Below are 18,198 nucleotides of genomic sequence, written 5' to 3' on the forward strand. Positions count from 1 at the left end.
ATTGAAGAGTGGTGATGAAACGAAATGAAGTTAGATGATTAAACAAATTATATGCTAGCCATCATTATTCTAGCTGTTTTGTTTCTAGTTATCGTTCTATCCATTAGTTTACTTATTGTTAGTTGTAAAAGCCTCTAGTACCTTACTATTCCATAGTACCTCAGAGACTTGTTCGGGGTCAGTACAGAAGCGTGCGGCGACAAACAGCCAATCAGATAAGCGATTGATAAAGCTCACCGCAGTACCACGAATTGCTTGTGGACGCTCTTGCTGTAATAGCACTGCTTGACGCTCAGCACGGCGACAAACCGTACGCGCTACATGCAGTTGGCTGACCAAAACCGAACCTGTCGGTAAAATAAAATCTTTTAACGGTGGCAGGGTGGTATTCATCGCATCAATCAGTTGTTCTAACCATTCAATATGGGTTGCACTCACACCTTCATATTCTGGCATGGCAAGCTCGCCACCGATATTGAATAATAAATGTTGAATAATGATTAAGGCTTGTGCAAAGTCCAACTCTTTTTGTTGCAAACGCTCAGGTAACTGTTGTTTATTTGGCGTCTCGTTATCAGTTATCGCTTGTGTGAGATGTGCCCGTACTAGGCCGATATGTGAGTTAAGCTCATCGATATCGCCCATTACGCTAAATAGGTTATCAGCTTTACTAACGCGACTACCATCTGCCATGCCAGTACTGCCGTCATCTCCAGTACGTGTATATATTTTGCTTAAGCGATTACCCATGTTTAAATCCTTAGATGTTTTTATCGTTGAATACGGTTAGTTATGCGCTCATTGTAGTATTTTACAGTCGTTTTCGCTAAGATAATGGGTTAAGTTTTATATTGTAGTAATTTTTGGAATGATAAGCGGAATTTCAGGCTTGCTAATAAGCTTAATACTGCCAATATGTTCCTTTTATCTCAATTTATCTATCTTGTTTTAATTAAAAGGCTTTTATACCATGAACACACCACTTGCCGACGCTATGTCTCAGCTTGCCATTTATGATTCACTGACTGGCGGTAAACGTCAGTTTGAACCGCTTAAAGCCGGGCAGGTAGGCATGTATGTGTGCGGTATGACTGTCTATGATTATTGTCATATTGGTCACGCCCGCGTGATGGTTGGGTTTGATATGGCGGTACGCTGGCTTAAGCAATTGGGTTATGACGTTAATTATGTACGCAATATTACCGATATTGATGACAAAATCATCGCTCGCGCTAACGAGAACGGCGAAGATATTAGTGTACTGACTCAGCGCTTTATCGAAGCGATGCACGAAGATGCGACCGCACTTGGCTGCCAAATGCCGGACGCTGAACCACGTGCCACTGATCATATTGATGAGATGCAGCAAATGATTGAGACGCTGGTCACCGGCGACTATGCGTATGCAGGCGACAATGGTGACGTTTATTATGCAGTAGATAGCTTCGCAGATTATGGCAAATTGTCAAAGCGTAATCTTGATGATATGCAGGCAGGCTCGCGAGTCGATGTCGAAAATGATAAGCGGAATCCGTTTGACTTTGTACTCTGGAAATCGGCAAAACCTGATGAGCCGCAATGGGCATCACCATGGGGACAAGGGCGTCCAGGCTGGCATATTGAGTGCTCGGCCATGTCGACTAAGTGCCTAGGCAATACCTTTGATATTCATGGCGGTGGTCATGACTTACAGTTTCCGCATCACGAAAACGAGATAGCCCAATCTGAAGCAGCGACTGGCTGTGAGTACGCGCGTAACTGGATGCACGTTGGTTTTATCAATGTCGATGGCGAAAAAATGTCTAAGTCATTGGGCAACTTCTTTACCATTCGTGATGTAACTGCGAAATATTTGCCTGAAACGGTGCGCTTCTTTTTATTATCGAGCCATTATCGTAGCCAAGTGAACTTCTCTGATAGTGCCTTAGATGAGTCGCACAATAGCCTAAGCAGATTATACAATGCGTTAAAGCTAGCCGAGCAGCAAAAAGGGCAGGCTTTGACAGTCACTGACGAGTTGATAAATGATGCTTACAGGAGCACTGCTGGGCAAGATTTCATTAAAGCGATGAATGATGACTTTAATAGCTCAACGGCGATTAGTGTATTATTTGGGCTGGCACGTGATATTAATAAAGCTGTCAAGGCTGAAGAGGTAGATACTGCATGGCAGTTGGCGCAGCAGCTAAAAGCGTTGGCACAGGTGCTGAACATTCTACAGCAGCCAGTCCAACAGTTTCTGCAAGCAGTGATTGGCGAACAAGCGGATGACGGATTAACCGATGCTGCTATTGATGGCTTAATCATTGAACGTGCAGATGCCAAAACCAACAAAGATTTTGCACGTGCTGATAAGATACGTGAACAACTAAAAGAGGCAGGTGTTGAGCTTGAAGATAGCCGTGCTGGTACGACATGGCGTCGTGCTTAACGTAAAATCTAGCTTTCGTATATACGTATACTAACAAATTAAGTCAGCTTTACGCTGGCTTTTTTTTGCTGACTGCATTAGCTTATTATCAATCTAAAGCTAAAATTTTTTTGTATGCAAACTCCTTATAACCAACGATTTTTTAAAAATATGAATACTTTTAGAAGTGATGATGTTAAAGGTAATAAAATTGCAAATCGTCCTAAGTGCTCTTACTCTTACGAAGCTACGTGGTGCACTGTGCTTCAATCGATATTTGGTTTTATAGTCATTGCACTGGGTACTATTTACACTCCTGTTTATGCTGCAACCAGTGATAATGAAGCTAGCACTAGTGAACAGAGCGCTGGTATTCAAGATAATTCAAAATCACAGGTGGCGACCAAAGCAGAGAACTTGGTCGATTATGCTGCCCAAAAGATTGAAACAATCAAGAAGGAAGGTGTCAGCGTCTCCGGTGTAGCAGAAGAGATTTTTGATCCTACTGAACGCAATGCAGTACAACAAGCTGGAAACTTACAAGGCGATACGGGACTTAAGGGAGAGTATAACGAAGGCTACTATCTTTTAGACAAAATCAATACTGGTCTACCTCCATTGTTTGAGCCACCAAACCTATCAACACCGTTGGCTACTTTAGAGTTTTTCCAATCAGCAGTGATGAAGCAGCAATTTGACTTGGCAGCCTATGCGCTTAATATGAACCTGATTGATAGTGAGGTTCAGCGTAGTCGTTCACTTGAATTGGCCAAACGTCTTGATTTTTTGTTATCTGAAAGAGAGCTCTACTTATTTGATGACCTGCCAGATCGTCCTGATGGTTTAATCGAGCCTCCACTTGGTAATACCAGTAGTATAATGGGTATTCCGCGACGCTCTATTCAACTCGGTTACATCGAGTACCGTGAACGCCGTGTACCTGTCTATCTGGAGCGAGTACAAGTTGATGACAAGGCCCCAATTTGGGTGTTCTCAGCGCAAACGGTTGGCAATATTGACAATCTTTATGAGCAATATCATCCAGCAGAGTTTGAACGCTATCTACCTACATGGATGAAAATACAGTTTTTTAACATTGCCTTATGGGAGTTTTTAGCATTATTTTCATTTTTCTTAATGACTATGGGAGTAGGTTGGCTACTTAGTAAGGGTACTGAAAAAATTATCAGCCATTATATTGATGATGATCAAAAGTACAGCTCTTACGTCGGCAGTACTAACGGTATGGCAGACTTGGTTAGCAAGCTAACCGTACCGCTAACCTTTAGCATTAGCTTTTTATTAGTCTTTACTTTAGTGTCAGGAGGTTTCCCTTATTTGGATGCAGTAGCATCATCGACTCGTCCAATCATTTGGATTGGGTTAGTGTTTAGTACCATGTGGTTGGGTATACGCGTTATTAACTTTTTTGCCAATCGCTATCAAGACATGCAAATTGAGAATTTGGCTGAAGAGCACTTTGATAAGGAGCGTCGCCGCCGCACTTATGTGTCGGTATTTCGTCGCGTTTTTATCTTTGCCATGATTCTCGGCAGTATTTGGATTGGTCTTAGTGAATTCACTAATATGGAAGGCCTTGGCACGACGTTATTAACATCGGCTGGTATTGCTGGTGTGGTCATTGGTATTGCCGCCCAACCTATACTAGGTAATATTATTGCTGGTGTACAGGTGGCCGTCACTCAGCCAGTACGTATCGGCGATACAGTGATGATGGAAGGTGATTGGACAACGATTGAGGATTTACGTTATACCTATGCGGTGCTAAAAACATGGGATGAACGCCGCTTGATTGTACCGATGCGTAGACTAATTACTGAAATTGTAGAAAACTGGTCACATACGGAAGTTCATCAAACTTGTGTGGTTTACCTATATGTTGACTACGGCGCAGATATTAAAGCTATTAGAGAGAAATTTGTGGAACTAGTGAAAGCGAATGAGTTGTGGGACGGCGAAACTGAACCTGAGCTGCTCACTGTATCACTAAGCGAAAACACGATTAAATTACGTGGAAGTTTGGCTTCTGACGGTCCTATGAGTGCTTTCGACTTGGAATGTCAGGTACGTGAACAGATGCTCAATTATCTGTACCATGAACAAAAAGAACATCTACCAGCTGAACGCTTGATATTCAAGGATAGAGATGAATAAGTAGTCATAGGTTAAGTTTTTTGCCCATAAAAAAGTGATGAACATAATTAGACAGATATCAGTAAAATAATCTGATAAATATAGCATGCGATTTGCACGCTTATTTGTTATAATATGGCGTTATTTTTAAGGGATAACTGAGCTATTAAGAGTAAGACTGCGCTATATTTGCGCTAACTTACAACTGATAAATCAATTGCAATTTTCGAGTGTCTCCATTTGTTTAATGACAAATAACTACTGGTTTATTGCTAATTATCTAAAGCTCTATGATTGTAAGTCTTTGCCACATAAGACTTAAATATCGTAAGGTCATACCGGTATCTTGGTTCATTGTCTTAATATGAAAATCCCACCCATCAAAATAACCACCACTAGGGGTCTGTATGTTGCGAATTGTCGATGAAGCCTTAACCTTTGATGACGTCTTGTTGTTACCAGCCTATTCTGAAGTCCTGCCAAAAACTGCCAATCTGTCTACTCGTTTGACCAAAAATATCACTCTGAATCTGCCGCTAATTTCTGCTGCTATGGATACTGTGACTGAGTCAGAGATGGCTATTACTATGGCACAGCTGGGCGGCATGGGTATTTTGCATAAGAGTATGGATATCGTTAAACAAGCCATGCAAGTACGCCGCGTCAAAAAGTTCGAAGCAGGTACGGTCGTTGATCCTATTACGGTACATCCAGAGATGACGATCGGTAACTTATTACAGCTAACTCAAGATAATAATATTTCAGGTGTGCCTGTAGTAGAGAAGGGTACAGATAAAGTCGTTGGTATCGTTACCCATCGTGATTGGCGCTTTGAGACCAATTTATCGTTACCAGTTAGCCATATCATGACGCCAAAAGAGCAGTTAGTCACCGTTCATGAAGGTGAAAGTAACGAAAATATCAAAAAATTGCTGCATGAGCACCGTATTGAAAAAGTCATCGTCATTGATGATAATTTCCGTCTGCGCGGCCTGATTACAGTTAATGACTTTGCCAAAGCTGAAAACAACCCTAATGCTTGTAAAGATGAGCATGGTCGTCTGCGTGTTGGCGCTGCTGTTGGTACGGGTGCAGATACACAAGCGCGCGTTGAGGCTTTGATTGAGGCTGACGTGGATATTATTGTAGTCGATACAGCTCATGGTCACTCAAAGGGTGTCATTGATAAAGTCTCTTGGATTAAGAAAAACTACCCAAATGTGCAAGTTATCGGTGGTAATATTGCGACAGGCGACGCTGCTAAAGCCTTACGCGATGCGGGTGCTGATGCGGTAAAAGTCGGTATTGGTCCTGGGTCTATTTGTACCACGCGTATTGTCGCTGGTATTGGTGTACCCCAAATCTCCGCTATCGATAATGTTGCTAGTGCATTGCAAGACAGCATTCCATTGATTGCAGATGGTGGTATTCGCTATTCAGGCGATATAGCAAAAGCAATCGCTGCTGGTGCGTCGTGCATCATGGTAGGTTCGCTCATGGCTGGTACTGAAGAAGCACCGGGCGAAGTTGAGTTGTTCCAAGGTCGTTACTATAAAGCCTACCGCGGTATGGGTAGCTTAGGCGCGATGTCAGGTTCGAACGGTTCATCAGACCGCTACTTCCAAGATGCCAAAGATGGTGTAGAAAAACTCGTACCAGAAGGTATCGAAGGTCGCGTTCCTTATAAAGGACCAGTTGCTGGTATTGTTAATCAATTGGTTGGCGGTTTGCGCTCATCAATGGGCTATACCGGTTGTGCTACTATCGAAGATATGCGTAGCAAACCACAGTTTATCAAAGTCACATCAGCAGGCATGAAAGAATCTCATGTCCATGATGTGCAAATTACCAAAGAAGCACCGAACTATCGTGTGGACTAAACGAAAGCGTTAACTAAATTATCGCTTTAAATATTCATTCTTTGATATATAATGTCTTTAAGATACAAACAGTCAACAATGCTCGTGTATTGTTGGCTTTTTTTATAAACGATGCAGTAGATAGACTGTGATGTCTGATGGCATTATCTAGTCTTTTACTTTTAGCACCTAGCATAAGGATATAATCATAATGAGCTATTTTGGCACCGATGGTATACGTGGAAAATTTGGTCAACTACCTATTACCCCCGATTTTATTTTAAAACTAGGTTATGTAACGGGGCGAGTGCTCATAGAAAATAATGATAATCCTAATCGCAAACCGAGTGTCGTAATTGGTAAAGATACACGCCTATCAGGCTATGTCATTGAAGGAGCGTTGCAGGCAGGTTTTAATGCCGCAGGGGTAGATGTTCATATGCTTGGCCCATTACCGACACCAGCTATTGCACATATTACTCGTAGTTTCCATGCAGATGCTGGCGTTGTTATTTCAGCTTCGCATAACCCTTATTATGATAACGGTATCAAATTATTCTCAGGTAATGGCAAAAAGCTGACCGATGAGATGCAAAATGCCATTAATGATAAGTTACAAGCGATGATGAATGCATCTCATAGTGATAATGATTTACTCATGCCTATTGTAGATCCAGCGCAGTTGGGTAAGCATACTAGAATTGATGATGCTATAGGTCGATATATTGAATTCTGTAAAGGTAGCTTTCCTTATCAGTATGATTTAGGCCATCTGACGGTAGTAGTAGATTGCGCGAATGGTGCAGGCTATAGTGTAGCGCCGAGAGTCATGCGTGAGCTTGGTGCTACGGTGATTGCTATTAATAATAAACCTGATGGCATTAATATTAATGCTAACTGTGGCTCGACGCATCCCGAAGGTCTGCAAAAGGCTGTATTAGAGCACAATGCAGATGTTGGTATTGCTTTAGATGGTGATGGCGACCGTATCGTGATGGTTGATGAGAAAGGCGAGCTGGTCGATGGTGATGGCATCTTATATGTACTTGCTACCCAAGGTCAGACGCGTGCTGAAGGGGTGGTTGGTACGCTCATGAGTAATATGGGTTTAGAGCTGGCACTACAAAACGAAGGCATTGAATTTACCCGTGCCAAAGTTGGCGATCGTTATGTGATGCAAGAGCTTGAAGCCAATGACTGGATACTAGGCGGAGAGCCATCGGGACATATTTTATGTTTAGATAAGAGTCGTACTGGGGATGCTATTATTGCAAGCTTACAAGTGCTTGCCGTTATGCAATCACAAGGTAAAGCATTAAGTGAGTTGACGGAAGGCTTTGAGATCTTACCGCAAAAACTTGTCAATGTCCGTTTGAATCAAATGCAGGACCCTTACGAGTATGAGGAATTGGTGACAGCTTTTGATAAAGCACAGACTACTTTGGAAGGTCGTGGTCGTTTGCTTATCCGTCAATCAGGCACAGAACCGATGATTCGAGTTATGGTCGAGTCAGATGACGAAATTGAATGTGATGTAATGGCCAATGATTTAGCCAACCACATTAAAACCGTATTGGGCTAATGGTGTTTGATATGATAATAATATTAAAATAAGGAAGCACAATGAGCATGGACTTTACTGATCAGCGTTTATCATATGAAAAAGGTAGTCTTGATCAGCAGTCGGTACCAGCATCACCGTTTGAGCTGTTAAAAGGCTGGATGAGTGAGGCGATAGAGCAGCAAGTGCAAGAGCCGTATGCTATGAGCTTAGCGACTTGCGGCGCGGACAATAAGCCTAGTGTCCGTATCGTTCTTATGCGCGAAATCACTGAGAATGGCGTAGTATTTTATACTAACTACGAAAGCGCTAAAGGTCAGGATATCGCAGAAAATCCAAATGCTGAGGTACTGTTCTTTTGGCATGAGCTTGAGCGTCAAATTCGCATTAGTGGCAGCATTGCTAAAATAAATGCTGATAAATCTGCAGCTTATTTTCAAAAGCGTCCCCATGATAGTCAAGTAGGCGCGTGGGTCAGTCAACCACAAAGCGGTGAAGTGGCTAATCGCGAAGTAATGGAGCAAACCTTTACCGAGCTGCAAGCTGATTACCCAGAGAATTCACAAGTACCAACGCCGGAGTTTTGGGGTGGTTATGAGATTACCATTAATGAGATTGAGTTTTGGCAAGGGCGCGCTAGTCGCATGCATGATCGTATTGTCTATACTCGTGATAGCAGTAATGTGAATAAAGATGATGCTAGCTGGTCTACCAAGCGCTTATTGCCATAAGCTTCTCATTCTTTATTGCAAATAAAAAGGAGCCCAATTTAATTGGACTCCTTTTTTTAGTTATCATTATTTATAGTGGCTAAAATGACAAACAAGACATTTATGTTTGTCTAGATTCATCATACTCGGCTTCAAGGCGCATAGCGTTTTGATAGCTCTCAATGCCAGCAAGCTGCAATGCATATTGCTTAATGTTAGGATAATCTTCAAGCTTTTGACGCTTAGCAAGAATAATTAAATCAAACGATAGCATAAAGTCGGCACCACTCAGTTTATCACCTACAATAAACGACTTATTTTCGACTGATTTATCCAGATATTTGAACAATCTGGTTTTTTCTGTCTCGATATAACCGTTTAAAAACGCATTGTCATCAATGCCTGCTTTACTAGTAAACAGTTCAAGCATTAATGGCAACATGAGTGAGCTTTCTGCAAAATCAATCCATTGCAGATAATAGCCATAATCTGAGCTATCTGTTGCAGGACGCAGACGATCTGGCGCAAATCGTTCAATCAACAACTCAGTAATAGCACCTGACTCAGCATAGATTTGTCCATCCATCTCGATAACCGGAGACTTACCGAGTAGATGTACCGCCTTTAGTGAATCTGGTGCTAAATGAGTCTTGGCATCGCGTTGATGACTGACAACTTCATAAGGCACACCCAGCTCTTCTAATAGCCAAAGCGTACGTAGCGAGCGCGATTGATTAAGATGATGTAAGCGAATCATAGTATTGGCCTTTTTTGATTAGTCTGTTGTGTTAGTCATCGATCGAATGCTATTAGCCTTTAAGCTTAGCAATCAAACGTTTAGCAGCTTCTTCTGATGAGGCTGGATTCTGACCAGTAATCAACAAACCGTCTTCGACCACAAACGACTCCCAATCAGCGGCTTTTTCATAGTTACCGCCATTAGCTATCAGCGCATCTTCTACCAAGAATGGCACCACATCGGTAAGGCCAACTGCTTCTTCTTCTGTGTTAGTAAAGCCAGTAACGGTCTTACCTTTTACTAAGTATTCACCGTCAATCTTAACGTTTTTGAGTGCTGCAGGAGAATGACAAACAAAGGCAACAGGCTTGTCTTGCTTCACAAAAGTCTCAATCAAATTGATAGAGTTTTCATCGACTGCCAAATCCCACAATGGACCATGACCACCAGGATAGAATACTGAATCAAAATCTTCCGCTTTCATATCAGCAAGTTTTTTGGTATTGGCAAGATGCTTTTGAGCATCGCTGTCTTCTTTAAAACGCTTGGTATCTTTCGTTTGCGCATCTTCAGTATCGCTACTAGGATCAAGTGGTGGCTGACCACCAGCAGGAGAGGCGAGGGTCACATTGACGCCAGCATCAAGAAAAGCATAGTAAGGGGCTGCAAATTCTTCTAGCCAAAAGCCAGTTTTTTTACCAGTATCGCCTAATTTGTCGTGTGAAGTTAGTACCATTAAAATATTCATATTTGTCCTTTTTTATTAAAGTGATTTTTAAATTATTGATTGTTAGCAGTCATGCTTAATTCATAATACCTAGTAAATATTGGCATTAGCGATGACTGCTAGCCGTATTCATGTAACAGTATTCATGGTAAAGATGTCATTTTCAGTAGTTGTCTTAACAAATTATGTTGTTAAGTCGTTATTTAACTGTCCAGTGAGCATCGGTTATTTAACAAGAATTATTTAACGTCAGCTACTTTAACGACTGTTTTACCGAAGTTATCGCCATTTAGCATACGAACAAAGGCATTTGGTGCATCGTCTAAACCTTCAGCGATGGATTCTTTAGTTTTCACGTCACCTGACTCTACCCATTTGCTCATGGTTTTTAGGAATTCTGGGAAATGATCGCCATACTCTTCAAAGATGATGAAGCCTTTAATAGTGAGACGACGGCTTAGAATATTGCCCATTAATACACCCAAACGATCCTTACCATCAGGTAGTTCAGTCGCGTTGTATTGAGAGACCAGACCACATACTGGAATACGTGCATGAGCATTTAATAATGGCATGACCGCGTCAAACACTTTACCGCCGACGTTTTCATAATAGATATCAATACCATCTGGGCAAGCAGCTTGTAACTGCTCAGCGAAGTCGTCCGCTTTATGGTCAATACAAACATCAAAGCCTAGCTCATTAACAGCGAAGTCGCATTTTTCTTTACCGCCTGCAATACCAACGGTGCGTACGCCATATTGATTACCAACTTGACCAACCGTTGCGCCAACGGGACCTGTTGCGGCAGCGACGACCAGCGTCTCACCTTTTTGTGGTTTACCGATATCAGTCAAACCCATGTAACCGGTAAATCCGGGCATACCCAATACGCCTAAACCATATGAAGGGTTTGGCATATCTTTATCTAATTTCAGTACGCCTTCGCCATCACTGACGCTATAATCCTGCCAGCCTGAATTTGAAACCACCAAATCGCCGACGGCAAATTTATCAAGGTTAGATTCAACGACTTGAGCAACCGTTGCGCCCATCATTACATCGCCAACTTCTAGTGGATCAGCATAGCTTTTAGCATCGCTCATACGTCCGCGCATATACGGGTCTAATGATAAATAGACGGTACGTAGCAGCATCTCATTTTCATTTGGCGTTGGGATATCGCTGGTTGTCATGTCAAAGTTTTCAGCTTTTGGTTCACCAGTAGGGCGACTCGCCAATTTAATTTGACGGTTTATTTCTTGGTTTTGCTGCTTATCAAAGCTCATGTTAAAGCTCCTTATTGTAGTTATTCATTTTTGTTTTAAGATTTTAAAGTTAGCAGCCACTCAAAGGTGAATGGCTGTTAATAGTGAAAACAATATGCAAAGCTGCTGTTTTATATAAAGTTATTATTTTTATTGGCTTATATTCTCAGATTACAGCTTCTAAAAGACTCTACTACTATTAAGCCACACTGGTTAACGAACGTTCTAAGATACGACGTGATACTTCTAAGTCATTGTTACCGTGTTCGCCCAGTTTTACCATGTTATGCGCTTCAAGCTGCTTGATAATCGGGTCAATCGCTGACTCATCTAATTCAGCATCTGCTAAGCTAACTGGTAGGCCAAGGCTACGGAAGAAGTTCTCGGTATATACGATAGCAGTCTCGATGATGCTGTCGTCGTCTTGTTTTGTATCAGTATTGCTATCGATAGCCCAAACGTTACGGGCATATTGAAGTAACTTGTCTTTTTTGCTTTCTTTTAGCTCACGCATTACCGATGGCAACAAGATGGTAAGAGTACGAGCATGGTCAATGCTATGTAATGATGTTAATTCATGACCAACCATGTGTGTCGTCCAATCTTGTGGTACACCAGTGCCAATCAAGCCGTTAAGCGCCATAGTTGCCGTCCACATAATATTCTTACGTGTCTCTAAGTTTTCTGGATCTGCTTTAACCGCTGCGCCTTCTTCAATCAAAATCTTAAGTAAGCTCTCAGCAAAGGCATCTTGCACTTTCGCATTGACTGGATAAGTCAGGTATTGTTCCATCACATGGACAAAGGCATCAGCAACACCGTTCATTACTTGACGTTCAGGTAATGTCATCGTCTTGGTTGGGTCTAGAATTGAGAATTTAGGGAAGACAAGTGGACTACGGAAAGGTAGTTTTGCTTGACGTTCACTATGGTTAACCACACCGCCGTTATTCATCTCAGAACCAGTCGCTGGAATAGTCAATACGGCACCCAAATCGATAGCAGTATCTATGTTTGCACAACCATTAAGAAGTGCATCCCATGCTTTTTCATGTGAGACAGTGCTGTCATCTTCGTTAAGTGAAGACACGAGCGCGACAAACTTACTACCATCAATGACTGAACCACCGCCAACTGCTAATAGAAAGTCAATGTTATGTTCATTAACCATATCAGCTGCTTTAAGCAGAGTATTGAATTCTGGGTTTGGCTCGATGCCGCCAAACTCAAAGACTTCGCGATTTCCGCTCGCTGATAACGCTTTTCTGACTTCGTCTAGAGTACCTGTGCGTTCAGCCGAGCCGCCACCATAAGTGATAAGTACTTTTGCATCATTAGGTACTAGATCTGATAGTTGTTCGATTTGGCCTTCGCCGAAGACGATACGTACTGGGTTGTAATATTGAAAGTTATTCATAAGGTTCCTGAAATCCATTTAGTATTGGTTGAGTGTATGGTTTGCAAAAACAGACTAGAAAATTATCTAATCCGTTTTTGCGTATGTGGGCATTGTACAGTAATTAGACCGGTCGTCTATAGGTTTTTACAAAACTCTCGTATATCTATCATTTATAAGAAACTGGATATGAAAATGAGAATGCAAAATCTTTGAGCAGAACTTAAAGTGCAAGCTTAGTAACCCATATGCTGTTAAGCGCTGCTTAGATCATCTTGAGAGTAAAGTAGTTAGGATGAAACTGATAGATAAAGAGGCTTGTCTAATATAGCTCATAGGCTAGACGTAATAGGTCTTGGAAATAGTTTTTACAAACTTAAAGCTAAATATAAAAGGGATACAGAGCAAAGAGCCGCTATTAGCGGCCCATCTCTGTAGTGGTCATCTGCCATACTTCGGCAAGTGGTGTATTGGTTTGACTAATTTTAGCAATCAAGCTAGCACCAAGCCATGCAAAGTACCAACGCTTCGCCACACTTTCTGCAGCGATATTATCGAGTTGTGGTACAGAGTTATCTGCCCAGCCAGCTTTGATTTGTTCGGCAAGCCAACTGATGGTTTGCTGGTAACCGGCGTAAAGTACTTTACGCATGGGCTCTGACATATCGGCAACCTCGGCGCTAAGCTTAACGACCAAACATTTTTCGTGATCACAGCCGTTTTGCTGAGTGTCATACCAGCTTTGAAAATAGTCATAAAGCTTTTGCTGCGCGCTAATATCTTGGGCGCCAATAGTCTCAAGGCGATTCTTATACTTGGTAAAGTAATGATTGATAATAGCTTCACCAAACGCTTCTTTCGAAGCAAAGTAATGATAGAAAGAACCTTTAGGGACGCCTGCCGTGTCTAGTATCTGCTTGATACCGACAGCAGTGAAGCCCTTCTGCGCAATCAGTTGGTAACCTATCGCTAGTAGGTGGGCCCTTGTATCTGAAGGTGCAATATTTGATGTTGTAGCAGTTTTAATAATAGACATAAGAGCTCTGTTCTCCTTAGAACAATGTTTTTTAGTTTTATAATTATATTAGTGTAAGAGTTTCAAACTAAGGCATCAGGTTATAACGCTTAAAAACATTGCGTAGTGCTGTGTAGTGCTATATTACATAAGTATAATTTTATAGAAGTTACGTTTTATCAACAATGTTTAACGCCGAAGCAGTCTTGTTTTATCTACCGTCTATGTTACCATTAGACCAGTCGTCTAGCAAGCTTGGTTTTTGACTTAATAGCTTTATCGTCTATATAAGGTATATAGTCTAGAATCTTGCTAGCGCTTTTTTATGATTTTCGCAAAATATTTTATAAAGAATAATTTTAATTAACATCACACTAATAATCATCACAACTAATTAAGGGTAGTAGTTATGACAACCAATAATACTGATAGCAATAACAACGCCTATAGCGACTTTCATTTGCAGTATATTGCAGGTGAGTGGCAGAGCGGACAAGATGACAGCATCAATACTAATGTCAATCCATATAATGGCGACACGCTGGTCGAGATTAAACAGGCTACCAGTAAGCAGCTTGATGAAGCCTATCAAGCGGCAAATGCGGCACAAAAAGAATGGGCGCAAAAGACGCCAGCTGAACGCGCCAGTTTAATGTATAACGTCGTCAATGTCTTAGATCAGCGTCAAGACGAGATTGTCGATTGGCTCATCAAAGAGTCGGGCAGTACGCGTATCAAAGCAATGGTAGAATTCGGTAGTGCGCGTGCGATTACGCTTGAGGCCGCAAGCTTTCCTAACCGCGTCCATGGTGAGATTCGCGCGTCAAACACGCCTGGCAAAGAAAACTTCGTCTACCGTGAGCCAATCGGTGTCGTAGCCGTCATTAGCCCATGGAACTTTCCGCTACATCTTACCCAGCGTTCTATCGCGCCTGCATTAGCACTCGGTAACGCGGTCGTACTCAAACCTGCAAGTGACACACCTATTACGGGTGGTTTACTGTTAGCAAAAGTATTCGAAGAAGCCGGTTTGCCAAAAGGATTACTCAACGTTGTCGTCGGTGCTGGTAGTGAGATTGGTGATGCCATTGTTACTCATGACATTCCAAGCTTTGTATCCTTTACTGGTTCAACTTCAGTGGGCAAACACATTGGCGAGCTGGCTAATGGAGGCGACTACATTAAACAAGTCGCGCTTGAGCTAGGTGGTAATAGCCCATTTGTCGTATTAAAAGATGCGGATATTGAGCAAGCGGTTAAGGCAGCAGCCTTCGGTAAGTTCCTTCATCAAGGTCAAATCTGTCTCGCTATCAACCGTATTATAATTGAAGACGAGATTTATGATGACTTTGTTGAGCGCTTCTTAGCTCATGTTAAAACCTTAAACGTCGGTGATCCGAACAAGCAAGATACGGCAGTCGGTCCAATCATTAATGAAAAACAAGTCAAATCACTGAAAGAAAAAATCGCTAAAGCACAGGAAGAAGGTGCCAAAATGATTTTGAGTGGTGAGATAAAAGGTCAGGTAGTACCACCGCATATCTTTACTGAAGTGACGCGCGATATGGATTTGTCACGTAATGAGGTGTTCGGACCATTGGTCGGTATCATCCGTGCCAAAGATGAGGAGGATGCATTATCGATAGCCAATGACTCAATGTATGGTCTATCTAGTGCGGTATTTACAGCAGATATGCAAAAAGGTCTGCGCTTTGCTCGCGGTATCAGAGCTGGCATGACCCATATTAATGATATCTCAGTCAACGATGAGAGCAATATGCCATTTGGCGGCGAGAAAAACTCAGGTATTGGTCGCTTTAATGGTGAATGGATACTGGAAGAATTTACCAGAACGCATTGGATATCAATGCAAAATGAACCGCGTCAATATCCGTTCTAATAACGTTAAACTTAATTAAGACGTATGAAAAAGACCGCTTTTATAGCGGTCTTTTTTTGTGAGTGTCACATGTCATTGTGAATCGCTTTATATAAAAACGTACTATCGAGAATGAAAACCTAGCAAGGCTTCAATTTCTTCAATACTCATATTTCTAACAAGCGCTTGCTCTTCTACCGACAGGCGATTGGTATGTTCTTTTATCATCGTATGAATGCTACGAGAGATCTCAGATGTCGTTGCATAATACATTTGTGGCTGTTCTTTGGTAAGCGTCATCAAAAATTTATTGACGATTTTGCGTTTTTCTTCCGGTGCATTTTCTTCAGTCATAGTATTCTCCTAGAAGTGAACCATTTAAGCAGCGAAGGTCTTAACAGTCAATGAGGCGAGTGTAATGTAAAAGATGAAGGAGCGATAATGTTTACGGCTATCCATTGTATAGTTTATAACATTCATTTAAAATGAACTTTAATATCTATTTTCTAAAATTACCCTAAGAAGACGGTCATGCAATCTATTAACTTACCTAGCAAGCCACCAAGCTCTCCGCATCCTATTCTTAATTTGAGCTTTCGCATATTTTTTAGTGCAGCGGCAGTATTTGCGGTAGTGATGATGGTGCTGTGGTCATTTGTATTTACTGGACATACTGATATCGATGCGCAGGTTTTAAATCCGTTGTACTGGCACGGCCATGAAATGATTTATGGTTACGCCTTGGCGGTGGTCGCAGGGTTTTTACTGACAGCGGTAAAGACTTGGACAGGAGTGATGATGCCGCATGGTTACAAGCTGCTAGGCATTTTTAGCTGCTGGTTGCTGGCACGTCTTAGCTGGCTCGCTTTTGGGCTGGGTATGACGATTGCGGGTAGCAGTATATCGTTGTTATATGCTGCCGCAGTTTTTGATTTATTGTTCATCGGCTCGATGGCTTTTGTGATATTTCGAGCAGTATTGCAAGTAAAGCAATACAAGCAGATGGGTATTTTAGCGAAGCTGGCACTATTAACTTTAGGCAATGGATTGTGTTACTGGGGTATTATCAACGCAGACATGAGTACGACCAGAGTAGGTATTTACTTGGGTTTTTACTTAATTATCGGTTTGGTATTGACCATTGGTAGACGCGTGGTGCCATTCTTTATTGAACGGGGTCTTAGCGTGAGCAATGCTGAAGGCGTCAAAGAAACCGTCACCTTACGTAATAGCAAAGTGCAAGATATCGCCAGCCTAGTGTTCTTTTTAGCCTTTTTTATCGTGGATTTGTTTTACCCTAATAAGTACTTACTTACCGTTACCGCGCTTGGCGTGGCAGTGGTCAATATCGTGCGCCTAAAAGGTTGGTATCACCGCGGTATTTGGCAAAAACCATTGTTATGGTCACTATATATCGCGTTTTTAGGTATGTGTTTGAGCTTCTTGTTGTATGCGCTACAGCCATGGTTAGGGTACGCGCATAGTATTGCTATGCATGGGCTAGCGATTGCAGGTGTTGGGATGATGACGGTGGCGATGATGACGCGGGTATCGCTCGGGCATACGGGACGCAGTATTCATCAACCACCCAAGAGCGTGAATATAATGTATGGACTAATGGTGCTGGTGTTTGTTAGTCGGGTATTATTACCGCTCGTTGATGTGAGTCATTATCTATTATGGATTATGATCGCTCAAGGTGCGTGGATTGCTTGCTTTGTGCTATTTTGCATGAGTTATCTGCCGATGCTCGCACGTCCTAGACCCGATGGTTTATTTGGGTGATATAATTAAGGTTTAGAGAGATAAGTCTTTAAATAATTTGAATGAAACAGGAGCGCAAATTTATGCGACTGACCAATTATAGTGATTATGCACTGCGCTCATTAATTTATCTAGCAGTGAAGCCAGAGCCAGAAACACTGGCAAATATCAGTGATATCGCCAGCAGCTATAATATTTCTAAAAGTCATTTGACCAAGATTATTCATCAATTAGGTCAGCTTGGTTATATAGAAAGTGTGCGCGGTAAGAATGGTGGTATTCGGCTGGCTTATGCGCCTAAAGACATCAATTTGGGTGTATTGATTAAACAGATAGAGCCTGATTTTGACTTGGTCGAGTGCTTTGCCACGCCAGTCAGCAGTGATGATAGAAAGCCACGCTCGACAGGTTTGCCAATCACGCTTATCAATGAAGATGTCAATAAAACTGTAGGCTGTGTAATTACGCCAGTATGTCAACTTAAAGGCGTGTTTTTTGAAGCGTTAACGGCGTTTATTACCGTCCTTGAAAAATATACTTTGGCAGATATTATTGATAATAAGGACGAGCTAGGTAAGTTTTTGTTCTGCTAAAAAGTGTAAAAAGGCTCAAAACCAGCGATATAGTAAATCCACTATATTGCTGGTTTTGAGCCTAGATTTTTATCATTCAAGTTTAGTAGTACTCAAACAATAGACTTTCTGAATACTACTAAT

15 protein-coding genes are annotated in these 18,198 nt (G+C 41.8%); 8 read left to right on the top strand and 7 right to left on the bottom strand.

What is annotated here, in order from left to right; all coding sequences use genetic code 11:
- Positions 1–108: 108 nt before the first annotated feature.
- Positions 109–750, bottom strand: a complete 642-nt coding sequence (locus AAEY87_RS09180; protein WP_350656937.1) for a cob(I)yrinic acid a,c-diamide adenosyltransferase — start codon at positions 748–750, stop codon at positions 109–111.
- Positions 751–970: 220 nt separating this feature from the next.
- Here AAEY87_RS09180 and cysS point away from each other — a divergent pair, with 220 nt between their 5' ends.
- The 5 genes from cysS (at position 971) to pdxH (ending at position 8,715) form a co-directional block, all read left to right on the top strand.
- Positions 971–2,431, top strand: a complete 1,461-nt coding sequence (cysS, locus tag AAEY87_RS09185; protein ID WP_350656939.1) for a cysteine--tRNA ligase — start codon at positions 971–973, stop codon at positions 2,429–2,431.
- 150 nt (positions 2,432–2,581) lie between these two features.
- Positions 2,582–4,585, top strand: a complete 2,004-nt coding sequence (locus AAEY87_RS09190) for a mechanosensitive ion channel family protein (RefSeq protein WP_350656941.1) — start codon at positions 2,582–2,584, stop codon at positions 4,583–4,585.
- Positions 4,586–4,971: 386 nt separating this feature from the next.
- A complete protein-coding gene (gene guaB / locus AAEY87_RS09195) occupies positions 4,972–6,444 on the top strand; it encodes an IMP dehydrogenase (protein ID WP_068327131.1) in 1,473 nt (490 codons plus the stop codon).
- Positions 6,445–6,634: 190 nt separating this feature from the next.
- Entirely contained in the window at positions 6,635–8,005 is a 1,371-nt protein-coding gene (gene glmM / locus AAEY87_RS09200; protein WP_068327134.1) for a phosphoglucosamine mutase, read from the top strand.
- Between the two features lie 47 nt (positions 8,006–8,052).
- On the top strand, positions 8,053–8,715 hold the full coding sequence (gene pdxH, locus AAEY87_RS09205; RefSeq protein WP_068039093.1) for a pyridoxamine 5'-phosphate oxidase: 663 nt from the start codon (positions 8,053–8,055) through the stop codon (positions 8,713–8,715).
- Between the two features lie 100 nt (positions 8,716–8,815).
- Here pdxH and AAEY87_RS09210 read toward each other — a convergent pair whose 3' ends face one another.
- From AAEY87_RS09210 to AAEY87_RS09230, 5 genes are all read right to left on the bottom strand, one after another.
- Positions 8,816–9,451 carry a glutathione S-transferase family protein gene (locus AAEY87_RS09210; RefSeq protein WP_350656944.1) on the bottom strand — a complete coding sequence of 212 codons (636 nt, stop codon included), beginning with the start codon at positions 9,449–9,451 and terminating at the stop codon, positions 8,816–8,818.
- Positions 9,452–9,503: 52 nt separating this feature from the next.
- Positions 9,504–10,181: a type 1 glutamine amidotransferase domain-containing protein gene (locus tag AAEY87_RS09215; RefSeq protein WP_068035309.1), complete on the bottom strand. Its 678-nt coding sequence runs from the start codon at positions 10,179–10,181 to the stop codon at positions 9,504–9,506.
- A 218-nt stretch (positions 10,182–10,399) separates the two neighbouring features.
- Complete coding sequence (gene curA, locus AAEY87_RS09220) at positions 10,400–11,449, bottom strand: NADPH-dependent curcumin/dihydrocurcumin reductase (RefSeq protein WP_350656945.1); 1,050 nt, start codon at positions 11,447–11,449, stop codon at positions 10,400–10,402.
- Positions 11,450–11,627: 178 nt separating this feature from the next.
- Positions 11,628–12,845 (bottom strand): iron-containing alcohol dehydrogenase, encoded by a 1,218-nt coding sequence (locus AAEY87_RS09225; RefSeq protein ID WP_350656947.1) that lies wholly within the window; start codon positions 12,843–12,845, stop codon positions 11,628–11,630.
- Between the two features lie 397 nt (positions 12,846–13,242).
- A complete protein-coding gene (locus AAEY87_RS09230) occupies positions 13,243–13,860 on the bottom strand; it encodes a TetR/AcrR family transcriptional regulator (protein WP_350656949.1) in 618 nt (205 codons plus the stop codon).
- A 388-nt stretch (positions 13,861–14,248) separates the two neighbouring features.
- Here AAEY87_RS09230 and AAEY87_RS09235 point away from each other — a divergent pair, with 388 nt between their 5' ends.
- Positions 14,249–15,739, top strand: a complete 1,491-nt coding sequence (locus AAEY87_RS09235; protein WP_350656951.1) for an aldehyde dehydrogenase family protein — start codon at positions 14,249–14,251, stop codon at positions 15,737–15,739.
- A 102-nt stretch (positions 15,740–15,841) separates the two neighbouring features.
- On the opposite strand, the gene AAEY87_RS09240 is transcribed toward AAEY87_RS09235, so the two are convergent.
- Positions 15,842–16,072, bottom strand: a complete 231-nt coding sequence (locus AAEY87_RS09240) for a hypothetical protein (RefSeq protein WP_068035319.1) — start codon at positions 16,070–16,072, stop codon at positions 15,842–15,844.
- Positions 16,073–16,249: 177 nt separating this feature from the next.
- Here AAEY87_RS09240 and AAEY87_RS09245 point away from each other — a divergent pair, with 177 nt between their 5' ends.
- Positions 16,250–17,503 carry an NnrS family protein gene (locus AAEY87_RS09245; RefSeq protein WP_350656953.1) on the top strand — a complete coding sequence of 418 codons (1,254 nt, stop codon included), beginning with the start codon at positions 16,250–16,252 and terminating at the stop codon, positions 17,501–17,503.
- Between the two features lie 62 nt (positions 17,504–17,565).
- Positions 17,566–18,075: an Rrf2 family transcriptional regulator gene (locus AAEY87_RS09250; protein WP_350656955.1), complete on the top strand. Its 510-nt coding sequence runs from the start codon at positions 17,566–17,568 to the stop codon at positions 18,073–18,075.
- Positions 18,076–18,198 lie beyond the last annotated feature (123 nt).

It is taken from the genome of Psychrobacter sp. S1-30-MNA-CIBAN-0213, from assembly GCF_040309845.1.
Taxonomy (GTDB): Bacteria; Pseudomonadota; Gammaproteobacteria; order Pseudomonadales; family Moraxellaceae; genus Psychrobacter.